The organism is Sinomonas gamaensis (assembly GCF_005876955.1).
Classification (GTDB): domain Bacteria; phylum Actinomycetota; class Actinomycetes; order Actinomycetales; family Micrococcaceae; genus Sinomonas; species Sinomonas gamaensis.
This window is the reverse complement of sequence record NZ_SSCL01000014.1, coordinates 72620-89596: the sequence shown is the minus strand read 5'-3', so window position 1 is coordinate 89596 and position 16977 is coordinate 72620. Positions and strand designations below refer to the sequence as shown.

The 16977-nt window shown below is 67.4% G+C and carries 21 protein-coding genes; 9 read left to right on the top strand and 12 right to left on the bottom strand.

The genetic code is table 11. From position 1 onward, the window contains the following. Positions 1-25 precede the first annotated feature (25 nt). The 3 genes from E5679_RS16780 to E5679_RS16770 all read left to right on the top strand — a co-directional run bounded on the left by E5679_RS16780 (position 26) and on the right by E5679_RS16770 (position 1673). A complete protein-coding gene (locus tag E5679_RS16780; RefSeq protein ID WP_138417970.1) occupies positions 26-457 on the top strand; it encodes a hypothetical protein in 432 nt (143 codons plus the stop codon). Next, on the top strand, positions 450-797 hold the full coding sequence (locus tag E5679_RS16775) for a hyaluronate lyase N-terminal domain-containing protein (protein ID WP_138417968.1): 348 nt from the start codon (positions 450-452) through the stop codon (positions 795-797). Before E5679_RS16780 ends, E5679_RS16775 begins: the two co-directional genes overlap by 8 nt. A 633-nt stretch (positions 798-1430) precedes the next feature. Further along, positions 1431-1673, top strand: a complete 243-nt coding sequence (locus E5679_RS16770; RefSeq protein WP_138417966.1) for a helix-turn-helix domain-containing protein — start codon at positions 1431-1433, stop codon at positions 1671-1673. A 16-nt stretch (positions 1674-1689) separates the two neighbouring features. Here E5679_RS16770 and E5679_RS16765 read toward each other — a convergent pair whose 3' ends face one another. Both E5679_RS16765 and E5679_RS16760 read right to left on the bottom strand, forming a co-directional pair. Beyond that, positions 1690-1932, bottom strand: coding sequence for a helix-turn-helix domain-containing protein (locus tag E5679_RS16765; RefSeq protein WP_138417964.1), 243 nt, complete (start codon positions 1930-1932; stop codon positions 1690-1692). Then, complete coding sequence (locus E5679_RS16760; RefSeq protein WP_138417962.1) at positions 1932-2123, bottom strand: helix-turn-helix domain-containing protein; 192 nt, start codon at positions 2121-2123, stop codon at positions 1932-1934. Before E5679_RS16760 ends, E5679_RS16765 begins: the two co-directional genes overlap by 1 nt. A gap of 69 nt (positions 2124-2192) precedes the next feature. Here E5679_RS16760 and E5679_RS16755 point away from each other — a divergent pair, with 69 nt between their 5' ends. Together E5679_RS16755 and E5679_RS16750 are read left to right on the top strand one after the other, a co-directional pair. Then, complete coding sequence (locus E5679_RS16755; protein WP_249336201.1) at positions 2193-2891, top strand: RelA/SpoT domain-containing protein; 699 nt, start codon at positions 2193-2195, stop codon at positions 2889-2891. 11 nt (positions 2892-2902) lie between these two features. Continuing rightward, on the top strand, positions 2903-3166 hold the full coding sequence (locus tag E5679_RS16750; RefSeq protein ID WP_138417958.1) for a hypothetical protein: 264 nt from the start codon (positions 2903-2905) through the stop codon (positions 3164-3166). Positions 3167-3336: 170 nt separating this feature from the next. Here the strand turns inward: E5679_RS16750 and E5679_RS16745 are convergent, their stop codons facing one another. Both E5679_RS16745 and E5679_RS16740 read right to left on the bottom strand, forming a co-directional pair. Then, complete coding sequence (locus tag E5679_RS16745; RefSeq protein ID WP_138417956.1) at positions 3337-3537, bottom strand: hypothetical protein; 201 nt, start codon at positions 3535-3537, stop codon at positions 3337-3339. 196 nt (positions 3538-3733) lie between these two features. Further along, positions 3734-3964: a hypothetical protein gene (locus tag E5679_RS16740; protein ID WP_138417954.1), complete on the bottom strand. Its 231-nt coding sequence runs from the start codon at positions 3962-3964 to the stop codon at positions 3734-3736. 121 nt (positions 3965-4085) lie between these two features. On the opposite strand from E5679_RS16740, the gene E5679_RS16735 reads away from it, so the two are divergent. Next, positions 4086-4874: an alpha/beta fold hydrolase gene (locus tag E5679_RS16735; RefSeq protein ID WP_138417952.1), complete on the top strand. Its 789-nt coding sequence runs from the start codon at positions 4086-4088 to the stop codon at positions 4872-4874. On the opposite strand, the gene E5679_RS16730 is transcribed toward E5679_RS16735, so the two are convergent. Genes E5679_RS16730 through E5679_RS16720 form a run of 3 tightly spaced genes read right to left on the bottom strand, consistent with a single transcriptional unit; the run spans position 4847 to position 7816 of the window. Beyond that, entirely contained in the window at positions 4847-6118 is a 1272-nt protein-coding gene (locus E5679_RS16730; protein WP_138417950.1) for an MFS transporter, read from the bottom strand. The genes E5679_RS16735 and E5679_RS16730 overlap by 28 nt on opposite strands. A 16-nt stretch (positions 6119-6134) precedes the next feature. Continuing rightward, positions 6135-7016 carry a zinc metalloprotease HtpX gene (gene htpX / locus E5679_RS16725; RefSeq protein WP_138417948.1) on the bottom strand — a complete coding sequence of 294 codons (882 nt, stop codon included), beginning with the start codon at positions 7014-7016 and terminating at the stop codon, positions 6135-6137. A 29-nt stretch (positions 7017-7045) separates the two neighbouring features. After that, entirely contained in the window at positions 7046-7816 is a 771-nt protein-coding gene (locus E5679_RS16720) for an esterase/lipase family protein (protein WP_138417946.1), read from the bottom strand. A gap of 84 nt (positions 7817-7900) precedes the next feature. Here E5679_RS16720 and E5679_RS16715 point away from each other — a divergent pair, with 84 nt between their 5' ends. Both E5679_RS16715 and E5679_RS16710 read left to right on the top strand, forming a co-directional pair. Next, complete coding sequence (locus tag E5679_RS16715) at positions 7901-8371, top strand: Fur family transcriptional regulator (protein ID WP_138417944.1); 471 nt, start codon at positions 7901-7903, stop codon at positions 8369-8371. A 52-nt stretch (positions 8372-8423) separates the two neighbouring features. Further along, on the top strand, positions 8424-9869 hold the full coding sequence (locus tag E5679_RS16710; protein ID WP_138417942.1) for a catalase: 1446 nt from the start codon (positions 8424-8426) through the stop codon (positions 9867-9869). A 91-nt stretch (positions 9870-9960) separates the two neighbouring features. Here the strand turns inward: E5679_RS16710 and E5679_RS16705 are convergent, their stop codons facing one another. From E5679_RS16705 to E5679_RS16685, 5 genes are all read right to left on the bottom strand, one after another. Further along, the gene (locus E5679_RS16705) at positions 9961-10623 is read right to left on the bottom strand and encodes a bifunctional 4-hydroxy-2-oxoglutarate aldolase/2-dehydro-3-deoxy-phosphogluconate aldolase (protein WP_138417940.1); all 663 of its coding nucleotides are present in this window, start codon (positions 10621-10623) and stop codon (positions 9961-9963) included. Continuing rightward, positions 10620-11222, bottom strand: a complete 603-nt coding sequence (locus E5679_RS16700; protein WP_138417938.1) for a TetR/AcrR family transcriptional regulator — start codon at positions 11220-11222, stop codon at positions 10620-10622. The genes E5679_RS16705 and E5679_RS16700 overlap by 4 nt, the downstream gene beginning before the upstream one ends. A gap of 84 nt (positions 11223-11306) precedes the next feature. Then, on the bottom strand, positions 11307-12851 hold the full coding sequence (locus E5679_RS16695; RefSeq protein ID WP_138417936.1) for an APC family permease: 1545 nt from the start codon (positions 12849-12851) through the stop codon (positions 11307-11309). A 104-nt stretch (positions 12852-12955) separates the two neighbouring features. Beyond that, positions 12956-14629, bottom strand: a complete 1674-nt coding sequence (locus E5679_RS16690) for a sigma-70 family RNA polymerase sigma factor (RefSeq protein ID WP_138417934.1) — start codon at positions 14627-14629, stop codon at positions 12956-12958. Between the two features lie 78 nt (positions 14630-14707). Next, positions 14708-16141 carry an FAD-dependent oxidoreductase gene (locus E5679_RS16685; protein ID WP_138417932.1) on the bottom strand — a complete coding sequence of 478 codons (1434 nt, stop codon included), beginning with the start codon at positions 16139-16141 and terminating at the stop codon, positions 14708-14710. Between the two features lie 61 nt (positions 16142-16202). Here E5679_RS16685 and E5679_RS16680 point away from each other — a divergent pair, with 61 nt between their 5' ends. Next, positions 16203-16952 carry an ABC transporter permease gene (locus E5679_RS16680; protein WP_171042421.1) on the top strand — a complete coding sequence of 250 codons (750 nt, stop codon included), beginning with the start codon at positions 16203-16205 and terminating at the stop codon, positions 16950-16952. The last annotated feature ends 25 nt before the right edge of the window (positions 16953-16977 follow it).

The window sequence follows — 16977 nt, the reverse complement described above, 5'->3', positions numbered from 1 at the left end:
AGCAGCAGGAAAAGGAGACCTCGGATTGACGGACTACCAGTTTGAGACGCAGCTCGTCGCCGACCCCGTGACGTTCCAGCGTGCGGCGACGGCTAAAGTCACCGTCTACGACATCGCAGACACGAGCAACAGCGCGCCGCTCGCGCTCAAAGACCTCAACGGGCTTCCCCTCCCGAACCCGCTCACCTCGACGGCAGACGCGTTCATACCACCGTTCGTAGCGAGCTCCCCGCTAGTGAAGCTCGTCGGGGGCACGCTAACTGTCCCAGCCTTCTCACCGAAACCGCTCTCAGACCAGGCGAAGGCCGCGCAGGACGCGGCAGCCGCGTCGGCCGCGAGCGCAGCCCAAGCGGCCTCATACGCCGCCGGGCTACTCGCTGGACCTCTCGACGGCGGCAACGCATCAACCCAGTTCACAGGCTCATTCAACTTCGATGGAGGCAATGCCAATGGCTAACCGAATCCAATTCCGACGCGACACCGCCGCCAACTGGACCGCGGCCAATCCCACGCTGGCCCTCGGCGAGCCCGGCCACGAGACAGATACGGGGCGCCGCAAGATCGGCGACGGAGTAACAGCCTGGACCTCGCTGGCCTACCAGTTCGACAAGGCCACCGCCGACACCACTTACGCGCCGCAACCGCTCGCCGGGCTACGGGCGTGGAAGGCAGGACTTGCGGGCCGCTCCTACGCTCCGGCAGACATCGTGATCATCGGCGACTCCGTATCCGAAGGGCAGGGGGCCGCAGTCAAGGGCCGCCGGTACGCGGTTGGCAGGTCCCGTCCTTCCTGGTGATCCAGCCATACCAGCGCTTGGACGTACCATCCCCGGCCTACCCCTGGTCTGCCTACACGCCACAGTATGCGGCGATTGGCACGGAGGACCCGAAGAACGTGACAGTACTGTCACTGACCCAGCGGGTCGATTTCACGGACCGCACATTCGGCCTCTTGAACGCAGACAACGTGCACCCGACCGAAAAGGGGCACGTGTTCCTGTCGGACGCTATTGCGGCGTTCATCTCTGCCGCATAGGAAGCGCCCATCCGCCGCGGCGAAACCCGCCCCCACCCTTCACCGGGTGGGGGCACCTTTCGCAGCAGAACGCGCGAGCGATCCTCCAGTGGGTTCACGCGAGGCCAGAGACCGGCGAGGCAAGATCCTCGGCCCCGAGCCGAAGCGTGCCTCGCGCTAGGCTGGGGACGACATTTGGCAAGTCCGAAAAGGAAAGGGTCATGACATGACGTTCTTGGACGCATCCGAGGAAGCAGAGAAGGCAGCCAAGTTGGCGCGGTCAGCGTTCGGCCAAGCGGAAGATCCTGGAGTATCAGCTCTGGCCGGCGCCGTTGAGCATCTAGCAAAAGCTATGGAGGAGCTCGCGAAGGCCCATCACCGGGCGTCTTAGGCCGATGAGGGCAGGCTAGGCCCCGTGCAGACTATCGACGACCTCGACCCTCACCGCTTCTACACGCCTGAGGAGATCGCTCCGTACATGGGGATAGCCCCGAGCACCCTTCGGGGCTACTGCCGCGCCTCGAAGCTGTTCACCCGCGTCGGTCGCCGCATGATGCTCGACCCCGAGGACGCCACGGCGGTCCGCCAATGGATCAAGGACCAGAACCCCATGCGCGAGTGGTGGGAGGAACCCGAGCCCGATCCCTTCGCCCCGTGAGTGCCCCGGCCTTGGCTCAGAGGTGAGATCTCCGCATCAGCTCGGCGATCCTTTCCTTCTGGGACCTTGCGCTGCGTGGCAGAGGGGCTGGCGGCGGGGTGATGAATGCCCTGTAATCAGCCCAGCGGACCCGGTAGTTCCGACCCAGCCTCGCCGCCGGCAGACGCCCGGCACGGATATAGCTGTAGACAGTCTTAGCCGTCACTCGAAGCCGCTCCGCAACCTCCGCAACCGTCAGTAGGTCGTCCTCGTCCTCCATCAGGATTCCCCGGGCTCGGAAGGCAAGGACTCGAGCCAGGCTTCGAGCTCTGATGCGAGGATGACTGGCTTGCTGTTGATGTACTTGGCGGCGAGGTCGCCTCGTTCGACGAACCGCCGCAGAGTCCTCGAACTCACCCCGACAGCCTCAGCCGCCTGCTCATACGTGTACGCCAGTTTCTTGGGATCCATGAGAGCAGGCTAGGGCCCGGCCCCCTTGTCGAATGAAGCGCGCCAGCCCTGTAAGATCGCTCCGTGTCGATGCCAGCACCCTCCCGAAAGTCCGTCCGGAAGGCCGGATCCACAGTTCGCAGGTTCCATAGGGGAGAGTGCAGCCAGGAAGACCTTGACGCCGCCAACGAAGTCTTGGTTGCCTATCGCGCCCAGTTCACGCGCCCCTTGGTCGCAACTCACGGTAGGCTCGTTCGGCTACGCGAAAGGCTCGGGTTAGAGGCGGAGATCACACAACGTCTAAAGAAACACTCCACGATCCTGGACAAGCTACGTCGCGAGCCGAAGCTCGACCTTTCACTGATGCAGGACATCGGCGGTTGTCGCGCCGTTGTCGGCTCAATCTCCGTGCTTCGAGACCTTGAGCAGGCTGTTGTTACGGAGTGGGGAACTGACGTCGATCGAGTCAGAGACTACGTGAAGGAACCACGTGCATCAGGTTATCGGGCTATCCACGTAGTGGTCATCGAGGCTGCGACCCCGATCGAGATACAGCTGCGCACCGAGCAGATGCACACATGGGCACAGATGGTCGAAGCCTTCTCAAGCGCACTGGGGGACAACTTCAAGCAAGACGGGAGCCATCCTGTTCAGGAGTACATGTCTTGCGTGGCGGAGCTCAATCACATTAGAGACAGCGGTGAGGGGGACCACCGTCAGATCCTTGCTAGACTTGAAAAGCTGCACCCAGTAGTGGAAGCTTTGCTAACAAGCTCCAACTCTGGCTAGAGAAGGATGACATGAGCGCTATCAAGCACTTTCTGCTGGTATTTGACCATGCCAAGAACGAGTTGGTGAAGAACCTCGAGTTCGGCTCGGACGTCGATGGAGCGACCCGATGCTACGGCGAGATGGAGCGGAAGTACCGTGATTCTCACGCGGTGGACATCGTCCTCGTGGGATCCGACTCGATCGAGACCGTCAAGGTGACGCATTCGAACTACTTCGTTAATGGATCACGCGAACTCGTTCGCAACGCGATGTCGATCGGACGCGCTGTCTGATCGAATCATGAGAAGACCAGGGCTGAGGCCCCTCTCCCACAGCAGTGCGGGAGAGGGGCCTCAACTTTTGGTCAGGCAGTCCGCACAGAGTCCGCAAGAGGCCGAACCACGAACTCCGATCACAAAGCCCCCCCACCTGAAAGGGTGGGGGGCTTTCGTGCGTTGAGGGCTCAGGCGGCGACTGGGCGGGCCGCGTAGACCTTCTCGAGGGCCGCCATCACGGACGACGCCTCGAGACCCAAGGCATCCGCAAAGACGAACATCTCTCCGACAGTGCGGGGCCACAAAGCACCGTTCGCGGTGTCGTGGCTCTCGATCGAGTCATCATCCAAGTTCTCGTTATCGTGCGGGCGCAGCTCTACCTTGTTCATTTCCCCAATTCCCCATACAGGAAGCTGTGTGCCAGCTGACAAACCTGTATGCAACCTGACAAGCATCGCATCCGAAGCGGAGGGCTCCCCGCCAAACCATTGCTTGCGAGCACCCTTCACGGAAAGTCGGGACTTAAGACCCGGAAAGAACCGTCTGTCTCACGATCGGGGCCCCGGGACTTCCGCTGACGCTTCCTCAGAGCTTCGGCTGGACGCCCATCTCCCGGAAGTGCTCGAGGAGCGCCCGCTCGGGGTGTCCCCTGTGCTTGATCAGCAGCCGGCGCAGGCGGACCTTGGAGGCCTCGCAGAGGCCAGGCCCCTCGAGCACCTCGCGGAGGATACCCACCACTTGGTCCCCGAGACTGTCTCCGGGGGCCAGTTCGTCTACATGCTCGGCCCAGTCGGTGGCCGCCAGCATCTCAGCCATGTCGGGGACGCTACTGGTAGACAGACCGTTCTGTCCATAGATAGTGGAAGAACCAGTGCCGAAGGAACGAGAGTCGCCGAGGGCATTCCGCGATCGTGACGAGCCACATAACGTGATCCCCATGGAAACCGTGACCTCCCTCGATGGAACTCTGATCGCTTACGACCGGCTCGGCGAGGGAGACCCTCTGGTCCTCGTCGCAGGGGCCTCGTGCGACCGCCAAGCCGACGCCGCGCTCGCGGGCGCGCTCGCCGAGCGCTTTGAAGTCCTCAACTACGACCGCCGCGGAAGGGGCGACAGCACGGACACCCAGCCGTTCGCCGTCGACCGCGAGATCGAAGACCTCGCTGCGGTGCTGGAGGCGGCAAACAAGGCCGCGATCGTCGTCGGCCTCTCCTCCGGTGCAGCCCTCGCCGCGCGGGCCGCCGCCAAGCTCCCGGCCCGCGCACTCGTCCTGTGGGAGCCGCCCTATCCGACGGACGAGCCGGGCATCGCGGCGGCCAAGGCCTACACCGAGGCGCTCCAGTCCCGCCTCGACGAGGGCGATCAGGACGGCGCCTTCGCCCTCTTCCTCGAGCGCGTAGGGCTCCCCCCGCAGGCCATCGCGGGCATGCGGCAGTCGCCGTTCTGGCCGCAGGGCGTGAAGCTCGCGCCGACCCTGGCCTACGACGACGCCGCGATGGGCGGCGCGGTGCCCAGTGATCTCTTCGGCACTATCAGCACCCCCACCATGGTCCTGGCCGGCGGGGCGAGCCCAGAGATGCTGCAGCAGGGAGCGCGTGCCGTCGCAGACGCCATCCCGGGATCAGTGTTCGACGTCCTCGAGGGCCAAACCCACGACGCCAATCCCGACGTCCTCGCCGCTGCAGTCGTCGGCTTCGTCTACGGCGAGGGATCCAAGGCGTCGTAGCGCGCGAAGCGCGGCTGGGCGAAGTGGAGCACGGCGACGAGGGCCGCGCAGACAAAGGCGCCGACGACGACGGCGGCCCCCTCGCCGATCCAGCTCGCCATCCCGCCTGAGAAGACGTCGCCGAGGCGGGGGCCTCCCGCAACGACGACGGTGAAGACGCCCTGGAGGCGGCCGCGCATCGCGTCGGGCGTGGCTGCCTGCAGGATGGTCGACCGGAGCGCGGCGCTGACCGAGTCGGCGGCGCCCGCGGCGATCATGCACAGGATCGCGGGAATGAGCCACCAGGTCGGGCCGTCCGGGGAACTGCGGCCCGCGCCGAGCACCACGAGTCCGAAACCGAGGATGCTCGCGGCCCATGCGACGACGGCGGTCTGGACACCGCGCCCCTGCCAGCGCAGGCGCCCGACGGGCCCCGAGAACAGGCCGCCGAGGAAGGTCCCCGCGGCGATGGCTCCGAGCAGCGCGCCGGCCGTCGCGGCGCCGCCGCCGAGCGAGAGGGCCGCGACGGCGGGGAGGAGCGAGCGCGGCATCGCGAACACCATGGCGGACAGGTCGATGAGGAACGTCATGCGGATGTTGGGCCGCGTCCCGAGGAACTGGAAGCCCTCGGCAACCGACCGGAGCCCCGCTTTGCGGACGGCGCCCTCAGGCGGGAGCGGTGGCAGGCGGAACAGCGCCCACATCGCAACGGTGAAGCTCAGCACGTCGAGGGTGTACGTCCAGCCGTAGCCGACGCCCACCACGAGCGTCCCGGCGAGCAGAGGGCCAACCGCCCCGCCGAGCCCGAACGTGATCATGTTGAGCGCGTTGGCCGCGGCCAGCAGCTCGGGGCGGATGAGCCGCGGGATGATGCTGCTCCGCGCGGGCATATTGATCCCCGCCCCGAGCGCCTGGAGCGCCACGAGGACGTAGATGAGGGCCACGCTGTCCAGACGCAGCCACGCCTGGAGAGCGATGAGGGCGCTCGTCCCCCAGAGCAGGAGGGACGAAGCGATCGCGACAGTGCGGCGGTCATGCGCATCGACGATCGAGCCTCCGTAGAGACCCGCCGCGATGAGCGGGACAAGCGCGACCAGCCCGAGCAGTCCCACGTTGAAGCTCGAATGGGTCAGGTCGTACACCTGCAGGCTCACGGCCGTGAGCGTGAGCTGGTTTCCCAGGATACTCAGAAGCTGCCCGAACCACAGTCGCCGGAAGTCGGCGCTTTCCGTGAGAGGGGAAGTGTCCGCCAGCAGAGTCCGCACTCAGCCAGCGTAAAGGTCAGCGGCCGATGCGCCCCGCCATCGACTCGAGCCGCGCGATCCTGTCCTTCATGGGCGGGTGGGTGGAGAACATGGTCGTGAGTCCGCCGCCACGCTTGAACGGGTTGGCGATCATGAGGTGCGACGTGTTGACGAGCGACTGCTCCTGCGGGAGCGGGTACTGGCGCACGCCGCCCTCGATCTTGGACAGTGCAGAGGCGAGCGCCAGCGGATCGCCGGTGAGCTGCGAGCCGTCTTCGTCGGCGTCGTACTCGCGAGTCCTCGAGATGGCGAGCTGGATGAGCGTCGCCGCGAACGGCGCGAGGAGGGCAAGCGCGAGCAGGGCAAGAGGGTTCGCGTTGCGATTGTCGCGGCCGCCGCCTCCCCCGAAGAACATCGCGAACTGCGCTACCGAGGTGATGACACCGGCCACGGCAGCCGCAACCGACGATGTCAGGATGTCGCGGTTGTAGACGTGCATGAGCTCGTGCCCCAGGACCCCGCGCAGCTCACGCGCATCGAGCATCTGGAGGATGCCCTCGGTGCAGCACACTGCCGCGTGCTGCGGATTGCGCCCCGTGGCGAACGCGTTGGGCGCCGGCGTGGGCGAGATGTAGATCCGCGGCATGGGCTGGCCCGCGCGCTGCGAGAGCTCGCGGACGATCTGGTACAGCCCGGGGGCCTCCGCCTCAGTGACCGGATACGCCTGCATGGAGCGCAGCGCGATCTTGTCGCTGTTCCAATAGCTGTACGCGGTGGTCGCGAGTCCAATGGCCGCGAAGATCCAGATCGGCGCCGAGCTGCGCGTGCCGACGCCGATGAGCCCCCCGATGCAGAGGAGCACGGCCCAGAGAACGCCGAAGAGGACGGCAGTCTTGAGCCCGTTGTGATGCTTGTGCACAGTAACCTCCTGCCCTCTCAACGAATGACTCAGCCTGCTTGCTCCCTGGGAAAGGGAGCCTCCCCGATGAAATCGTCCACGATCGCCAGGAGAGCTGGATCGGCCAGGATGCGGAAGTGCCCGGTCACCGGAAGCACGGTGTTGCGCGCCCCTTCCAGGTGCGTCGCGTGCCCCACGAGCGGATCGAACCCCGCGCCCACTGACACGATCCGCGCATTCGCCTCGAGATTCTTCGCGAGCGAGCCGAGCACGGGGTTTCCTGGGTAGAACGCGCGCAGGGGCCGCGTCGGCGCGTAGCGCGAGTAGCGCGCCCCGCCGAACGGCGTCGCGATGGCGAGCATGCGGGACACGAGGCCCTCCTCGGAGTAGGCCGTCATGAGGAGCTTGCCGACGAGCCCGCCCTTGCTGTGGGCAATGACGACGGCGTTGCTCACCCCGAGCTCTCGCAGCCGCCGGGCGGCGAGTTCGGCGGACTCCGGAATGGTCCGGCGGTTGTACCCCAGTTCCGGCAGCACGATGACACGCCGGCCTTGAGACTGCAGCCTGCGGCGGAGCGGATCGAGGAACCCTGCTGGCTCGTAGATGCCGGGGATGAGTACGACGTCGGGCACGGCCGAGCCCGCCGAATCGCCGCCGGGCCTCCCCTCGGGAGCGTGCACCGTCGTCTCGGCGAAGCGTCCTTGGGCAATCGAGGCGACCTGGCGCCACAGCGCATAGCCAGCGTCGAGCACCAAGCCACCCGCTACCTCGAGCGCCCGCCGGGGTGCCGCCGTCGTCGTCATCTCTGTCGCTTGACCCACGTAGCCACCCTAACCACTGTGCCTGTGAGTCAGGTGAGGCTTGCCTTATTGTGAGTTTATCAAAATAAGTGCTTCAATGGGTCCATGGAACCCACGCACGGCCCTGGCCGGGAACAGTCTGCGCAGGACTGGTCCTCTGCCCTCCGCGAGCACGGACGCCGCGTGACGCGTCAGCGCCTCGCGGTGCTGGACGCCGTCGACCGCCACCCGCATTCCTCAGCGGATGCGATCCTGGCCAGCGCCCGCGAGGACCTGCCCGAGCTCACGCCGCAGTCCGTGTACGTGGTCCTGGGCGACCTCACCGACCTCGGGATGCTGCGGCGCTTCGAGCCGCCGCACTCCCCCGCGCTCTACGAGACGCGCGTGGGCGACAATCACCACCACGCCATCTGCTCGGTCTGCGGCCGGGTCGAAGACGTGGACTGCGCCGTCGGACACGCACCCTGCCTCACGCCGAGCGATGCCCATGGCATGACGATCATGATCGCCGACGTCACGTATGTGGGCGTCTGTTCCGATTGCGCCGCGAAGGCCAGCCAGGCCCCCGCCACCTGAACCTCCCCGCCATGTCAGCAGCGCAAGCAACGCGCACAGAAGAAGGAGAACCATGACGGTCAACTACTCGACGACCCAGTCCGGCGCGCCGGTCACGTCGGACGCCCACGCACAGTCGCTTGGGCCCGACGGCGCGATCATCCTCACCGACCACTACCTCGTGGAGAAGCTCGCGCAGTTCAACCGCGAGCGGGTGCCGGAGCGAGTGGTCCACGCGAAGGGCGGCGGCGCGTTCGGTGTCTTCAAGACCACCGAGGACGTCTCGAAGTACACCAAGGCAGCCTTCCTGCAGCCGGGCGTCGAGACCGAGATGCTCATCCGCTTCTCCTCCGTGGCTGGTGAGAACGGCTCGCCCGACACCTGGCGCGACCCCCGCGGCTTCGCGGTGAAGTTCTACACGAGCGAGGGCAACTACGACCTCGTCGGCAACAACACCCCCGTCTTCTTCATCCGCGACGGCATCAAGTTCCCCGACTTCATCCACTCCCAGAAGCGCCTCCCGGGCAGCCACCTGCGCGACGCCGACATGCAGTGGGACTTCTGGACCCTCTCCCCCGAGTCCGCCCACCAGGTCACGTGGCTCATGGGCGACCGCGGCCTCCCGAAGACCTGGCGCAACATGCAGGGCTACGGCTCGCACACGTACCAGTGGATCAACGCCGAGGGCGAGCGCTTCTGGGTCAAGTACCACTTCCACACCAACCAGGGCGTCGAGAACCTGACGGCGGAAGAGGCCGAGCGGATCGCAGGCGAGAACGCGGACTACTACATCCAGGACCTCTACGAGAGCATCGAAGAGGGCCAGTTCCCGAGCTGGGACCTGTTCGTCCAGGTCATGCCGTACCAGGAGGCCAAGACCTACCGGTACAACCCGTTCGACCTCACGAAGACGTGGTCCAAGAAGGACTACCCGCTCATCAAGGTCGGCACCATGACGCTGAACCGGAACCCGGAGAACTACTTCGCGCAGATCGAGCAGGCCGCGTTCGCGCCGTCGAACTTCGTGCCGGGCATCGCGGCCTCGCCGGACAAGATGCTGCAGGCCCGCATCTTCTCCTACGCGGACGCGCACCGCTACCGCGTGGGCACCAACCACGCGCAGCTCCCGGTGAACGCGCCGAAGGCCGAGGTGCGCAACTACAGCCAGGACGGGGCGAGCCGCTTCTCCTTCAACTCGCCTGAGACCCCGGTCTACGCGCCGAACTCGCTGGGCGGCCCCGCCGCCGTCGAGCCCGCCAACCCGGGCGGCGGCTGGGAGAACGACGGCGAGCTGACCCTCGCCGCGCACTCCCTCCACGCCGAGGACGGCGACTTCGTGCAGCCGGGCATCCTCTACCGCGAGGTGTTCAACGACGCGGAGCGCGCGCGCTTCCTCCAGACGATCGCCGGTGCCGTGGGCGGCGTGAAGCGCTCCGACATCAAGGAGCGCGCGATCCAGTACTGGACGAACGTCGACGCCGAGCTGGGCGCGAAGCTCCGGGCAGAGCTCGGCAAGTAGCTCGCCCTCGTTGCGCCGTCACGTGTGCAGGGTCATAACCCTGCACACGTGACGGCGCAAGCCGTTTTAAGGGGTCAGCGGCTTTAAGGGGTCAGCGGCGCGAAGCCCGGAGGGCCACGGCCTCGGCGACGAGCCGCGAGACGCGGTGGGCGCGTGCGCGGAGGAGTCCGAGGTCGCCGCCCTTGAACGCGTCGCCGATCAGCGGGCCGCCGAGGCTCACTGCGACGGCACCGGCTTCGATCCAGTCGGGGGCCGTGTCGATGGCCACGCCCCCGGACGGGATGACAGCCAGATCGGGGAAGGGACCGCGGAGCTGGCCGATGTAGCTCGGCCCGACTGCCGAGGCCGGAAAGAGCTTGACGGCAGTGGCGCCCAAGCGCCAGCCAGTATGCAGTTCAGTGGGGGTCAGACCGCCGGGGTAGATGGCGATGCCGCGTTGCACCGCGTGCTCCACGATCTCCGGGTACGTCACGGGGGTGACGAGGTACTCGGCGCCCGCGTCGATGGCGCGCTCGGCCTCCTCCACGGTGGTCACCGTTCCCACGCCGATCTCGGCCACATCGCTGAACCGCGTCCGGAGCCCGGCAAGCTCGTCGAGGACGCCCTGCGTGGTCAGGGTCAGCTCGATGGATCGCACGCCGCCGGCCACGAGCGCGTCCAGGACCGGGGCGTACTCGCTCGCGTGGCTCGCGCGGAGCACGGCGATCACCGGGTTCTGCGCGAGCACGGGCGAAAGCGGCAGGCGGCCTGTCATAGCCGCCCCTCGAGCGAGGGCTGGGCCATGTCGAACTGGCGGACGAAGCCTTCGACGAGGATCTCGAACGACGCCGTCACTGCGCGCCGGTCGCCGCAGATCACATAGTCGTAGAGGATTCCGACGACGGCCGCCACGAACGTCCGCCCTCTCGCCGCAGCTTCCTCTCGCGGCAGTCCCTGCTGCTCCAGCCACATGGATAGGAAGTCACACCATCCGAGGTAGCCCGCGGCGGTGCTGCCGCGGGGATGGTCCGCCACGGCGTCCTGAACCGCGGCCTCGAATTCGAGCCGCTGCAGGTGCCGCCCTCTGTCCTCGAGCGCGGAGGCGAAGACCGCGCGGGCCCACAGCACGAGCTCGGGGAGCGAGAGACGCTCGTCGCCGGGGTGGTGAATGTCGAAACGAGCCTCGATTCCGCGGATGATCTCGGCGACGAGCTGCTCCCGGTTGCCGAAATGGTAGACCAGCACGTAGCTGCTGATGCCCAGGCCGTCCGCGAGGCTCCGGAACGTCAGGTCCGCGAGCGTCTTGTCCAGCAGGAAGTCCAGGATCTGCTCAAGAAGCTCGGTCTTGCGCTCCGGCCGCGGCGGTCTTGCCATAAACCATTCCTGTTCCGACCGTCACATCTGCGTGATCGGATCTTCCCCGTTGTGACTCACTCCTCGTGATCCTACAGGGAACGTTCAGGAATCCCGGCTGGCCACGCCCTCCGCGCTTGCAGGAACTGCGCTCGAAGACACCGCCTCACGGGCCTCAGAGAACCGCTTGTTGAGCCGCGAGTGCCGCTGCCCGTACGAGAAGTAGATGACGAGCCCCACCGCGAGCCACCCGACGAAGTAAATCCAGGTCTCGACCGCGAGGTTAGTCATGAGATACAGGCACAGGATGGCCGAGACGATCGGGAGGACCTTGCCGAACGGCACGCGGAACGACGGCTTGAGGTCGGGCCGGCGGCGGCGCAGCACGATGATGCCGAGGCTCACCACGACGAACGCCGAGAGCGTGCCGATGTTGATCATCTCCTCGAGCAGGTCCACCTGCGTCAGTCCGGCGACAAGCGCCACCAGGACGCCGCACAGGATCTGGAGGCGGGCGGGAGTGGACCGCTTGTCCGACGTCACGGACAGCGCTCGGGGCAGAAGGCCGTCGCGGCTCATCGCGAGCACCACGCGCGCCAGCCCCATGAGGAGGACCATGATGACCGTCGTCAGGCCGACGAGCGACCCGAACGCGATGACCTTCGCGGCGCCCGTGTTCCCGACGGCCTCGAACGCCGTGGTCAGGGTCGGCTGGTCCGCAGCAGCGAGTGTGGTGTACGGGACCATGCCGGTGAGCGCGAGCGAGACGAGGATGTAGAGGAGGGTCACGGCGCCGAGGCCCGCGAAGATGCCGCGGGGCAGAGTCTTCTGCGGGTCCTTGACCTCCTCGGCGCTCGTGGCGACGACGTCGAAGCCGATGAACGCGAAGAACACGAGGGCAGCGCCTGCGAACACGCCGAACAGCCCATACTGGGCCGGGGCGGCGCCGGTCGAGAACGCGAACAGCGACTGCTTGAGCACGGCGGTGCCGCCCGAGGCGTGCGAGGGCACCGCGTCAGGCACGAACGGCGCGTAGTTCTGCGCCTTGACGTAGAGGAAGCCAACCACGATCACGAAGAGCACGACGGCGATCTTGATGATCGTGAAGACGTTCGCCACCCGCGCGGAGAGCTTCGTGCCGAGCACGAGCAGGACCGTGAAGATCGCGACGATGAGGAACGGCCCCCACACGAGCTCCACCGGGCCGAGCTGGATGCTGGCCGGGACGTCGAGGCCCGCCAAGGCGAACACCTTGCTCAGGTACAGACCCCAGTACTTCGCGACCACCGCGCCGGCGGTGAAGAGCTCGAGGATGAGGTTCCAGCCGATGATCCACGCGAGGAGCTCGCCCATCGTCGCGTACGTGAACACGTACGCCGAGCCGGCGACGGGGATCGCCGTCGCGAACTCGGCGTAGCACATGATGGCCAGCGCGCAGGCGACGGCCGCGATGCCGAACGAGACCGTCACGGCCGGGCCGGCGAAGCTGGCCGCCGCCTTCGCGCCGACGGAGAAGATGCCGGCGCCGACGGCGACTGCGATCCCCATGATCATGAGGTCCCACGTGCTGAGCGAGCGCTTGAGGCGCCGCCCGGGCTCGTGGGAGTCGGCGAGGCTCTGCTCGATGGGCTTGGTGCGGAGGATCTGCATGCGACTTCCTGGCTCGCGGATAGGGCCAAATGGCCCCAAAACAACCCGTTAACCTTAGGGGTCCATCACGTGGGACGTTCAAATCGTCTCAGGATGCGGACTTTCTAGAACGCGGCCACGTTGGACACGGCGCCGCTCCCCTGACGGAGCACCGCCGTCCCGCTCACGCTGGCCGGCGCAACAGTCCACCGGAGGCCGAGTTCGGGAATCTGCGCGCCTCCGGTGAACGGAGCGGCGCAGGTCATCGAGGCGGTGCCCAGCGCAACCAACGGCACATTGCAGCTCCACCCCGAGGACACGGATGGGGCCAGAAGTGTCGACTGGTAGCTCACCGTGACCACGATTTGTGTTCCCGGCGCGGGGGCGTTGGCGGGGGTCGCCTTGAAGTCCACAGCATCGACGCCGCTCTTCCAGGCCGTGAGACTGTAGAGCGCCCCGATGCTGCTCGGGCTCGCGCTGCCCGGGCTGGCTTGGGCTGATGCGCTCGTTCCCGCTGATAGCGGGCTCGACGACGCCGCACCGGCGGGTGCCCAGGTCGTCCCCGGTCCAGTCGTCCCCGGTCCAGTCGTGCCCGGCACAGTCGTGCCCGCCCCAGTGAGGCCGGGAACAGCCGGCGCCGGGAGTCCCGCGGCCGACGGCGCGACCGACCCGGGCTCACTGCTCGGGTCAGGCTGGTCCTTCGCCTGCGCGGACTCAGGCGCCGAGGATGACGACGGCGACGCCGCCGAGGAGGACGATGCTGCACCCGAGGCGGCCGAGCCGAAGGGGTTGCCTCCGGCGTCCGACGCCTTCGGCGGGGCTGCCTGGGCGGAGGGCAACGTCGTCGTGCCTTGTCCAAGCGAGGCGAAGGCGACGCCGCCGGCAAGGGCGACGGCCAGCAGGGCCCCGCCGACCACTGCGGAGCGCCGGTCGACCTTGCTGAGGCTTCGGCTGAGCCAGTCGGCGCCGGCAGTTCCGCTCCCCGCAGCGCCCGCAACGACGAGTTCGCCGATGGCGGGCGCTGTGAACGGGAGCGCGGTGACGAGCGGGAAGACGACGACGCGCATGGCGAAGCCGACGTCCTCGAGCTGAAGGAGGGCGGCCGAGCAGCGGGGGCACTGATCGAGGTGCTCGCGGACGGCCTGGCTCTTGCGCGGGCTCAGGCTGTTGCGGGTGTAGGCCCCGAGCTTGTCCGCATAGGCCTCGCATTCCTTGGACACGGCCTCGGAGGCGACGTGCGCCTGGAGGTAGGCCTGGCGAAGGCCTTCCCGGGCCCGGACTGCCAGCGCGGAGACTGCGTTCGGCGAGAGCCCGAGCATCGGGGCGACGGCCGCCGGCTGCAGGTCGTCCACCTCGGTGTACCAGAGCACGGCCTGCCAGCGCTCGGGCAGCGTGCGGAAGGCTCGGGCGACGGCGTCAGTCTCGAATCCGGCCATGACCGGATCGTCATACGGCTGCTCGCCCTCGTACCGGGCCATGTCGTCACTCGGGTTCTCACGCTTCGCCGTGAGGTTTCCGCGCGCCGCGAGCCGGGAAATGCACGTGAACAGATACGCTCGGAAGAACTCCTGCGGCCCGGAGCCGCCATGAAGCGCAGCGAGGACGTTGGCAAAGCCCTCCGCGGCCAGGTCTTCGGCGTCGCTCGCGTTGCGGGCGTAGCGGCGAGCGAGGCCGACGGCGGCGGCATGGTGCCGCTCGTAGAGCCCGGCGTAGGCATCAGGGTTGCCAACGCGTACAGCCGCGATTAGTTCTGCGTCACTCGGCGCCGATGTGCTGGGGGAATCGGCACTTACGGTCATCCATCGTCCTTCCTGTGTCTGACGGTTTCAGGGACGAAAGGGTCGATTCTACTAGGTGCGGGAATCTGCTGGCTCTCGCTAGCCCGCGTTCCTCCGCGAGATGCGGACCATCTCTTCGCGGGGCACCACCTTGACGCGCTCGCGCTGCACGGCAGCTCCCCGCTCGGCCGATTCTGCGGTGAACTTCTCCCCGAGCGCCTTCTCGTGGGCGTCGAGCTCGTTCCAGCCCTCCCACGTCGTGTACTCGACGCCGCGCTCCTCGAGGAGTGTGATGATCGCGCGCTCGTCGGGGTTGTCAGCCTCGGGCATCGAGTCGCGGTCCTCGAGCAGGCAGCCGATGGTCTCGAGGGCGTCGCCCTTCGTGTGGCCGATGAGGCCCACGGGACCGCGCTTGATCCAGCCCGTCGTGTAGACGCCCGGGACCGGGTTGCCCTCGGCGTCCAGGACGCGGCCGCCGTCGTTCGGGATGACGCCGCGGTGCACGTCGTACTCGAGCTCGGCCAGCTCGGAGCCGTGGTAGCCGATGGCGCGGTACACGGCCTGCACAGGGTAGTCCTCGAACTCGCCGGTGCCGCGGACGTTGCCCGTGCCATCGAGCTCCATGCGCTCGAAGCGGATTCCCGCGACCTTGCCCGGTGTCTCGGGAGAGTCGTAGATCTCCACCGGGCTGTGCAGGAAGTGCAGGTGGAGCCGGCGGGAGGCCCCCGTGTCCTGGTCCTCGGCGATCCAGTTCGCCAGCGTGTTGACCATCGTCTTGACCTGGTTGTTCGTGCGGATCGCCTCGTCGGACGCCTCGTCGAACTCGAAGTCCTCCGGGTACAGCACGATGTCCACGTCGCGGGAATGGGAGAGCTCGCGCAGCTCGAGCGGCGTGAACTTGACCTGGGCGGGACCTCTGCGGCCGAAGACATGGACGTCTGTGACGGGGCTGCGCTTGAGCGCCTGGTACACGTTGTCTGGGATCTCGGTGACGAGGAGGTCGTCGGCGTGCTTCGAGAGCATGCGTGCCACGTCGAGGGCCACGTTGCCGTTGCCGATCACGGCGATTTCTTTGGCTTCAAGGGGCCAATCGCGCGAGACGTCCGGATGGCCGTCGTACCACGAGACGAAGTCGGCCCCACCGAAGGACCCCTCGAGGTCAGCGCCGGGGATGTCGAGCTTTGCGTCCTTGATGGCTCCGGTGGCGAAGATCACGGCGTCGTAGAAGTGGCGGAGGTCGCTCAGGGTCACGTCGCGCCCATACGTGACGTTGCCGATGAAGCGGATGTCGCCCCGGTCGAGCACTTTGTGCAGCGCGTTGACGATGCCCTTGATCCGCGGGTGGTCCGGAGCCACCCCGTAGCGGATGAGCCCGTAAGGGGCTGGGTACTGATCGAAGAGGTCGATGCTGACCTCGACGTGGCCGCCCTTGACCTCGTTCGACTTCGTCAGGATGTCTGCCGCATAGACACCAGCGGGGCCGGCGCCGACGATGGCGACGCGCAGGGGCCGATCGGCAGAAGCGTTGGGCACAGGAGTTCCTTCCAGCGGCGGGCGGGCCGGGTTGGGCACGCAGCCTCCTATTGTAGTTCGGGTGCAGACTTCGACGCTTCTGGGCCTCGGGCCCGGCGTCATCCTCGCCGTCGTCCTCCTCGCGGTCCTCGCGTCCGCCGTTCACCGGTGGGCGCTCGACGGCGGATGGGCGCCCCCGCTCACGGCGAGCGCCCGCGCCGTCGGCCAGCTCGCCGTCGTCGCCCTCCTCGTCTCGCAGCTGGGGCGGAACCCCTGGCTCGCACTCCTGTTCGCGCTCGCCATGTTCGCCGTTGCCGTAGTGACCGCGGGGCGGCGCGTGGACGCGAGCCGCTGGTGGTGGGCAGCGGCGCCGATCGCCGCCGGCGTGGTGCCCGCCGCAGCCATCCTCCTGGCAACGGGTGTGCTGCCCTTCGACGGCCTCGCGCTCATCGCGCTGCTCGGCCAGCAGGTTGGCGGAGCGATGACGACGACGGGCGTCGCCGGCCGCCGCATTCTCGCCGAGCTCGCGCTCCGGCGCGGCGAAGTCGAGGCCGCCGTCGCGCTCGGCTTCGAATGGCGCCCCGCCCGGCTGCTGGTCGCGCAGCACACCGCGCGCGAAGGGCTCCTGCCCATCCTCGACCAGACCCGAACGGTGGGAACAGTGACGTTGCCCGGCGCCTTCGTGGGGATGGTCCTGGGCGGCGCCGATCCGATCGAGGCCGCGATCGTCCAGCTCGTGGTGCTCGTCTCGCTCGTCGCCGTCGGCTCGATCGCCGCGGCCGTCGCCCTCCGGCTCTGCGCCGCAGGGATCTGGGGGACCCGGAATAGCTGACAGGACCAATGCCGTTGTACGGTCG

Coding starts and splice junctions, on each gene's coding strand:
- E5679_RS16775 (WP_138417968.1), top strand. CDS start 450: ATGGCTAACCGAATCCAATTCCGACGCGACACCGCCGCCAACTGGACC.
- E5679_RS16765 (WP_138417964.1), bottom strand. CDS start 1,932: ATGGAGGACGAGGACGACCTACTGACGGTTGCGGAGGTTGCGGAGCGG.
- E5679_RS16760 (WP_138417962.1), bottom strand. CDS start 2,123: ATGGATCCCAAGAAACTGGCGTACACGTATGAGCAGGCGGCTGAGGCT.
- E5679_RS16755 (WP_249336201.1), top strand. CDS start 2,193: ATGCCAGCACCCTCCCGAAAGTCCGTCCGGAAGGCCGGATCCACAGTT.
- E5679_RS16750 (WP_138417958.1), top strand. CDS start 2,903: ATGAGCGCTATCAAGCACTTTCTGCTGGTATTTGACCATGCCAAGAAC.
- E5679_RS16745 (WP_138417956.1), bottom strand. CDS start 3,537: ATGAACAAGGTAGAGCTGCGCCCGCACGATAACGAGAACTTGGATGAT.
- E5679_RS16740 (WP_138417954.1), bottom strand. CDS start 3,964: ATGGCTGAGATGCTGGCGGCCACCGACTGGGCCGAGCATGTAGACGAA.
- E5679_RS16735 (WP_138417952.1), top strand. CDS start 4,086: ATGGAAACCGTGACCTCCCTCGATGGAACTCTGATCGCTTACGACCGG.
- E5679_RS16715 (WP_138417944.1), top strand. CDS start 7,901: ATGGAACCCACGCACGGCCCTGGCCGGGAACAGTCTGCGCAGGACTGG.
- E5679_RS16710 (WP_138417942.1), top strand. CDS start 8,424: ATGACGGTCAACTACTCGACGACCCAGTCCGGCGCGCCGGTCACGTCG.
- E5679_RS16705 (WP_138417940.1), bottom strand. CDS start 10,623: ATGACAGGCCGCCTGCCGCTTTCGCCCGTGCTCGCGCAGAACCCGGTG.
- E5679_RS16700 (WP_138417938.1), bottom strand. CDS start 11,222: ATGGCAAGACCGCCGCGGCCGGAGCGCAAGACCGAGCTTCTTGAGCAG.
- E5679_RS16695 (WP_138417936.1), bottom strand. CDS start 12,851: ATGCAGATCCTCCGCACCAAGCCCATCGAGCAGAGCCTCGCCGACTCC.
- E5679_RS16690 (WP_138417934.1), bottom strand. CDS start 14,629: ATGACCGTAAGTGCCGATTCCCCCAGCACATCGGCGCCGAGTGACGCA.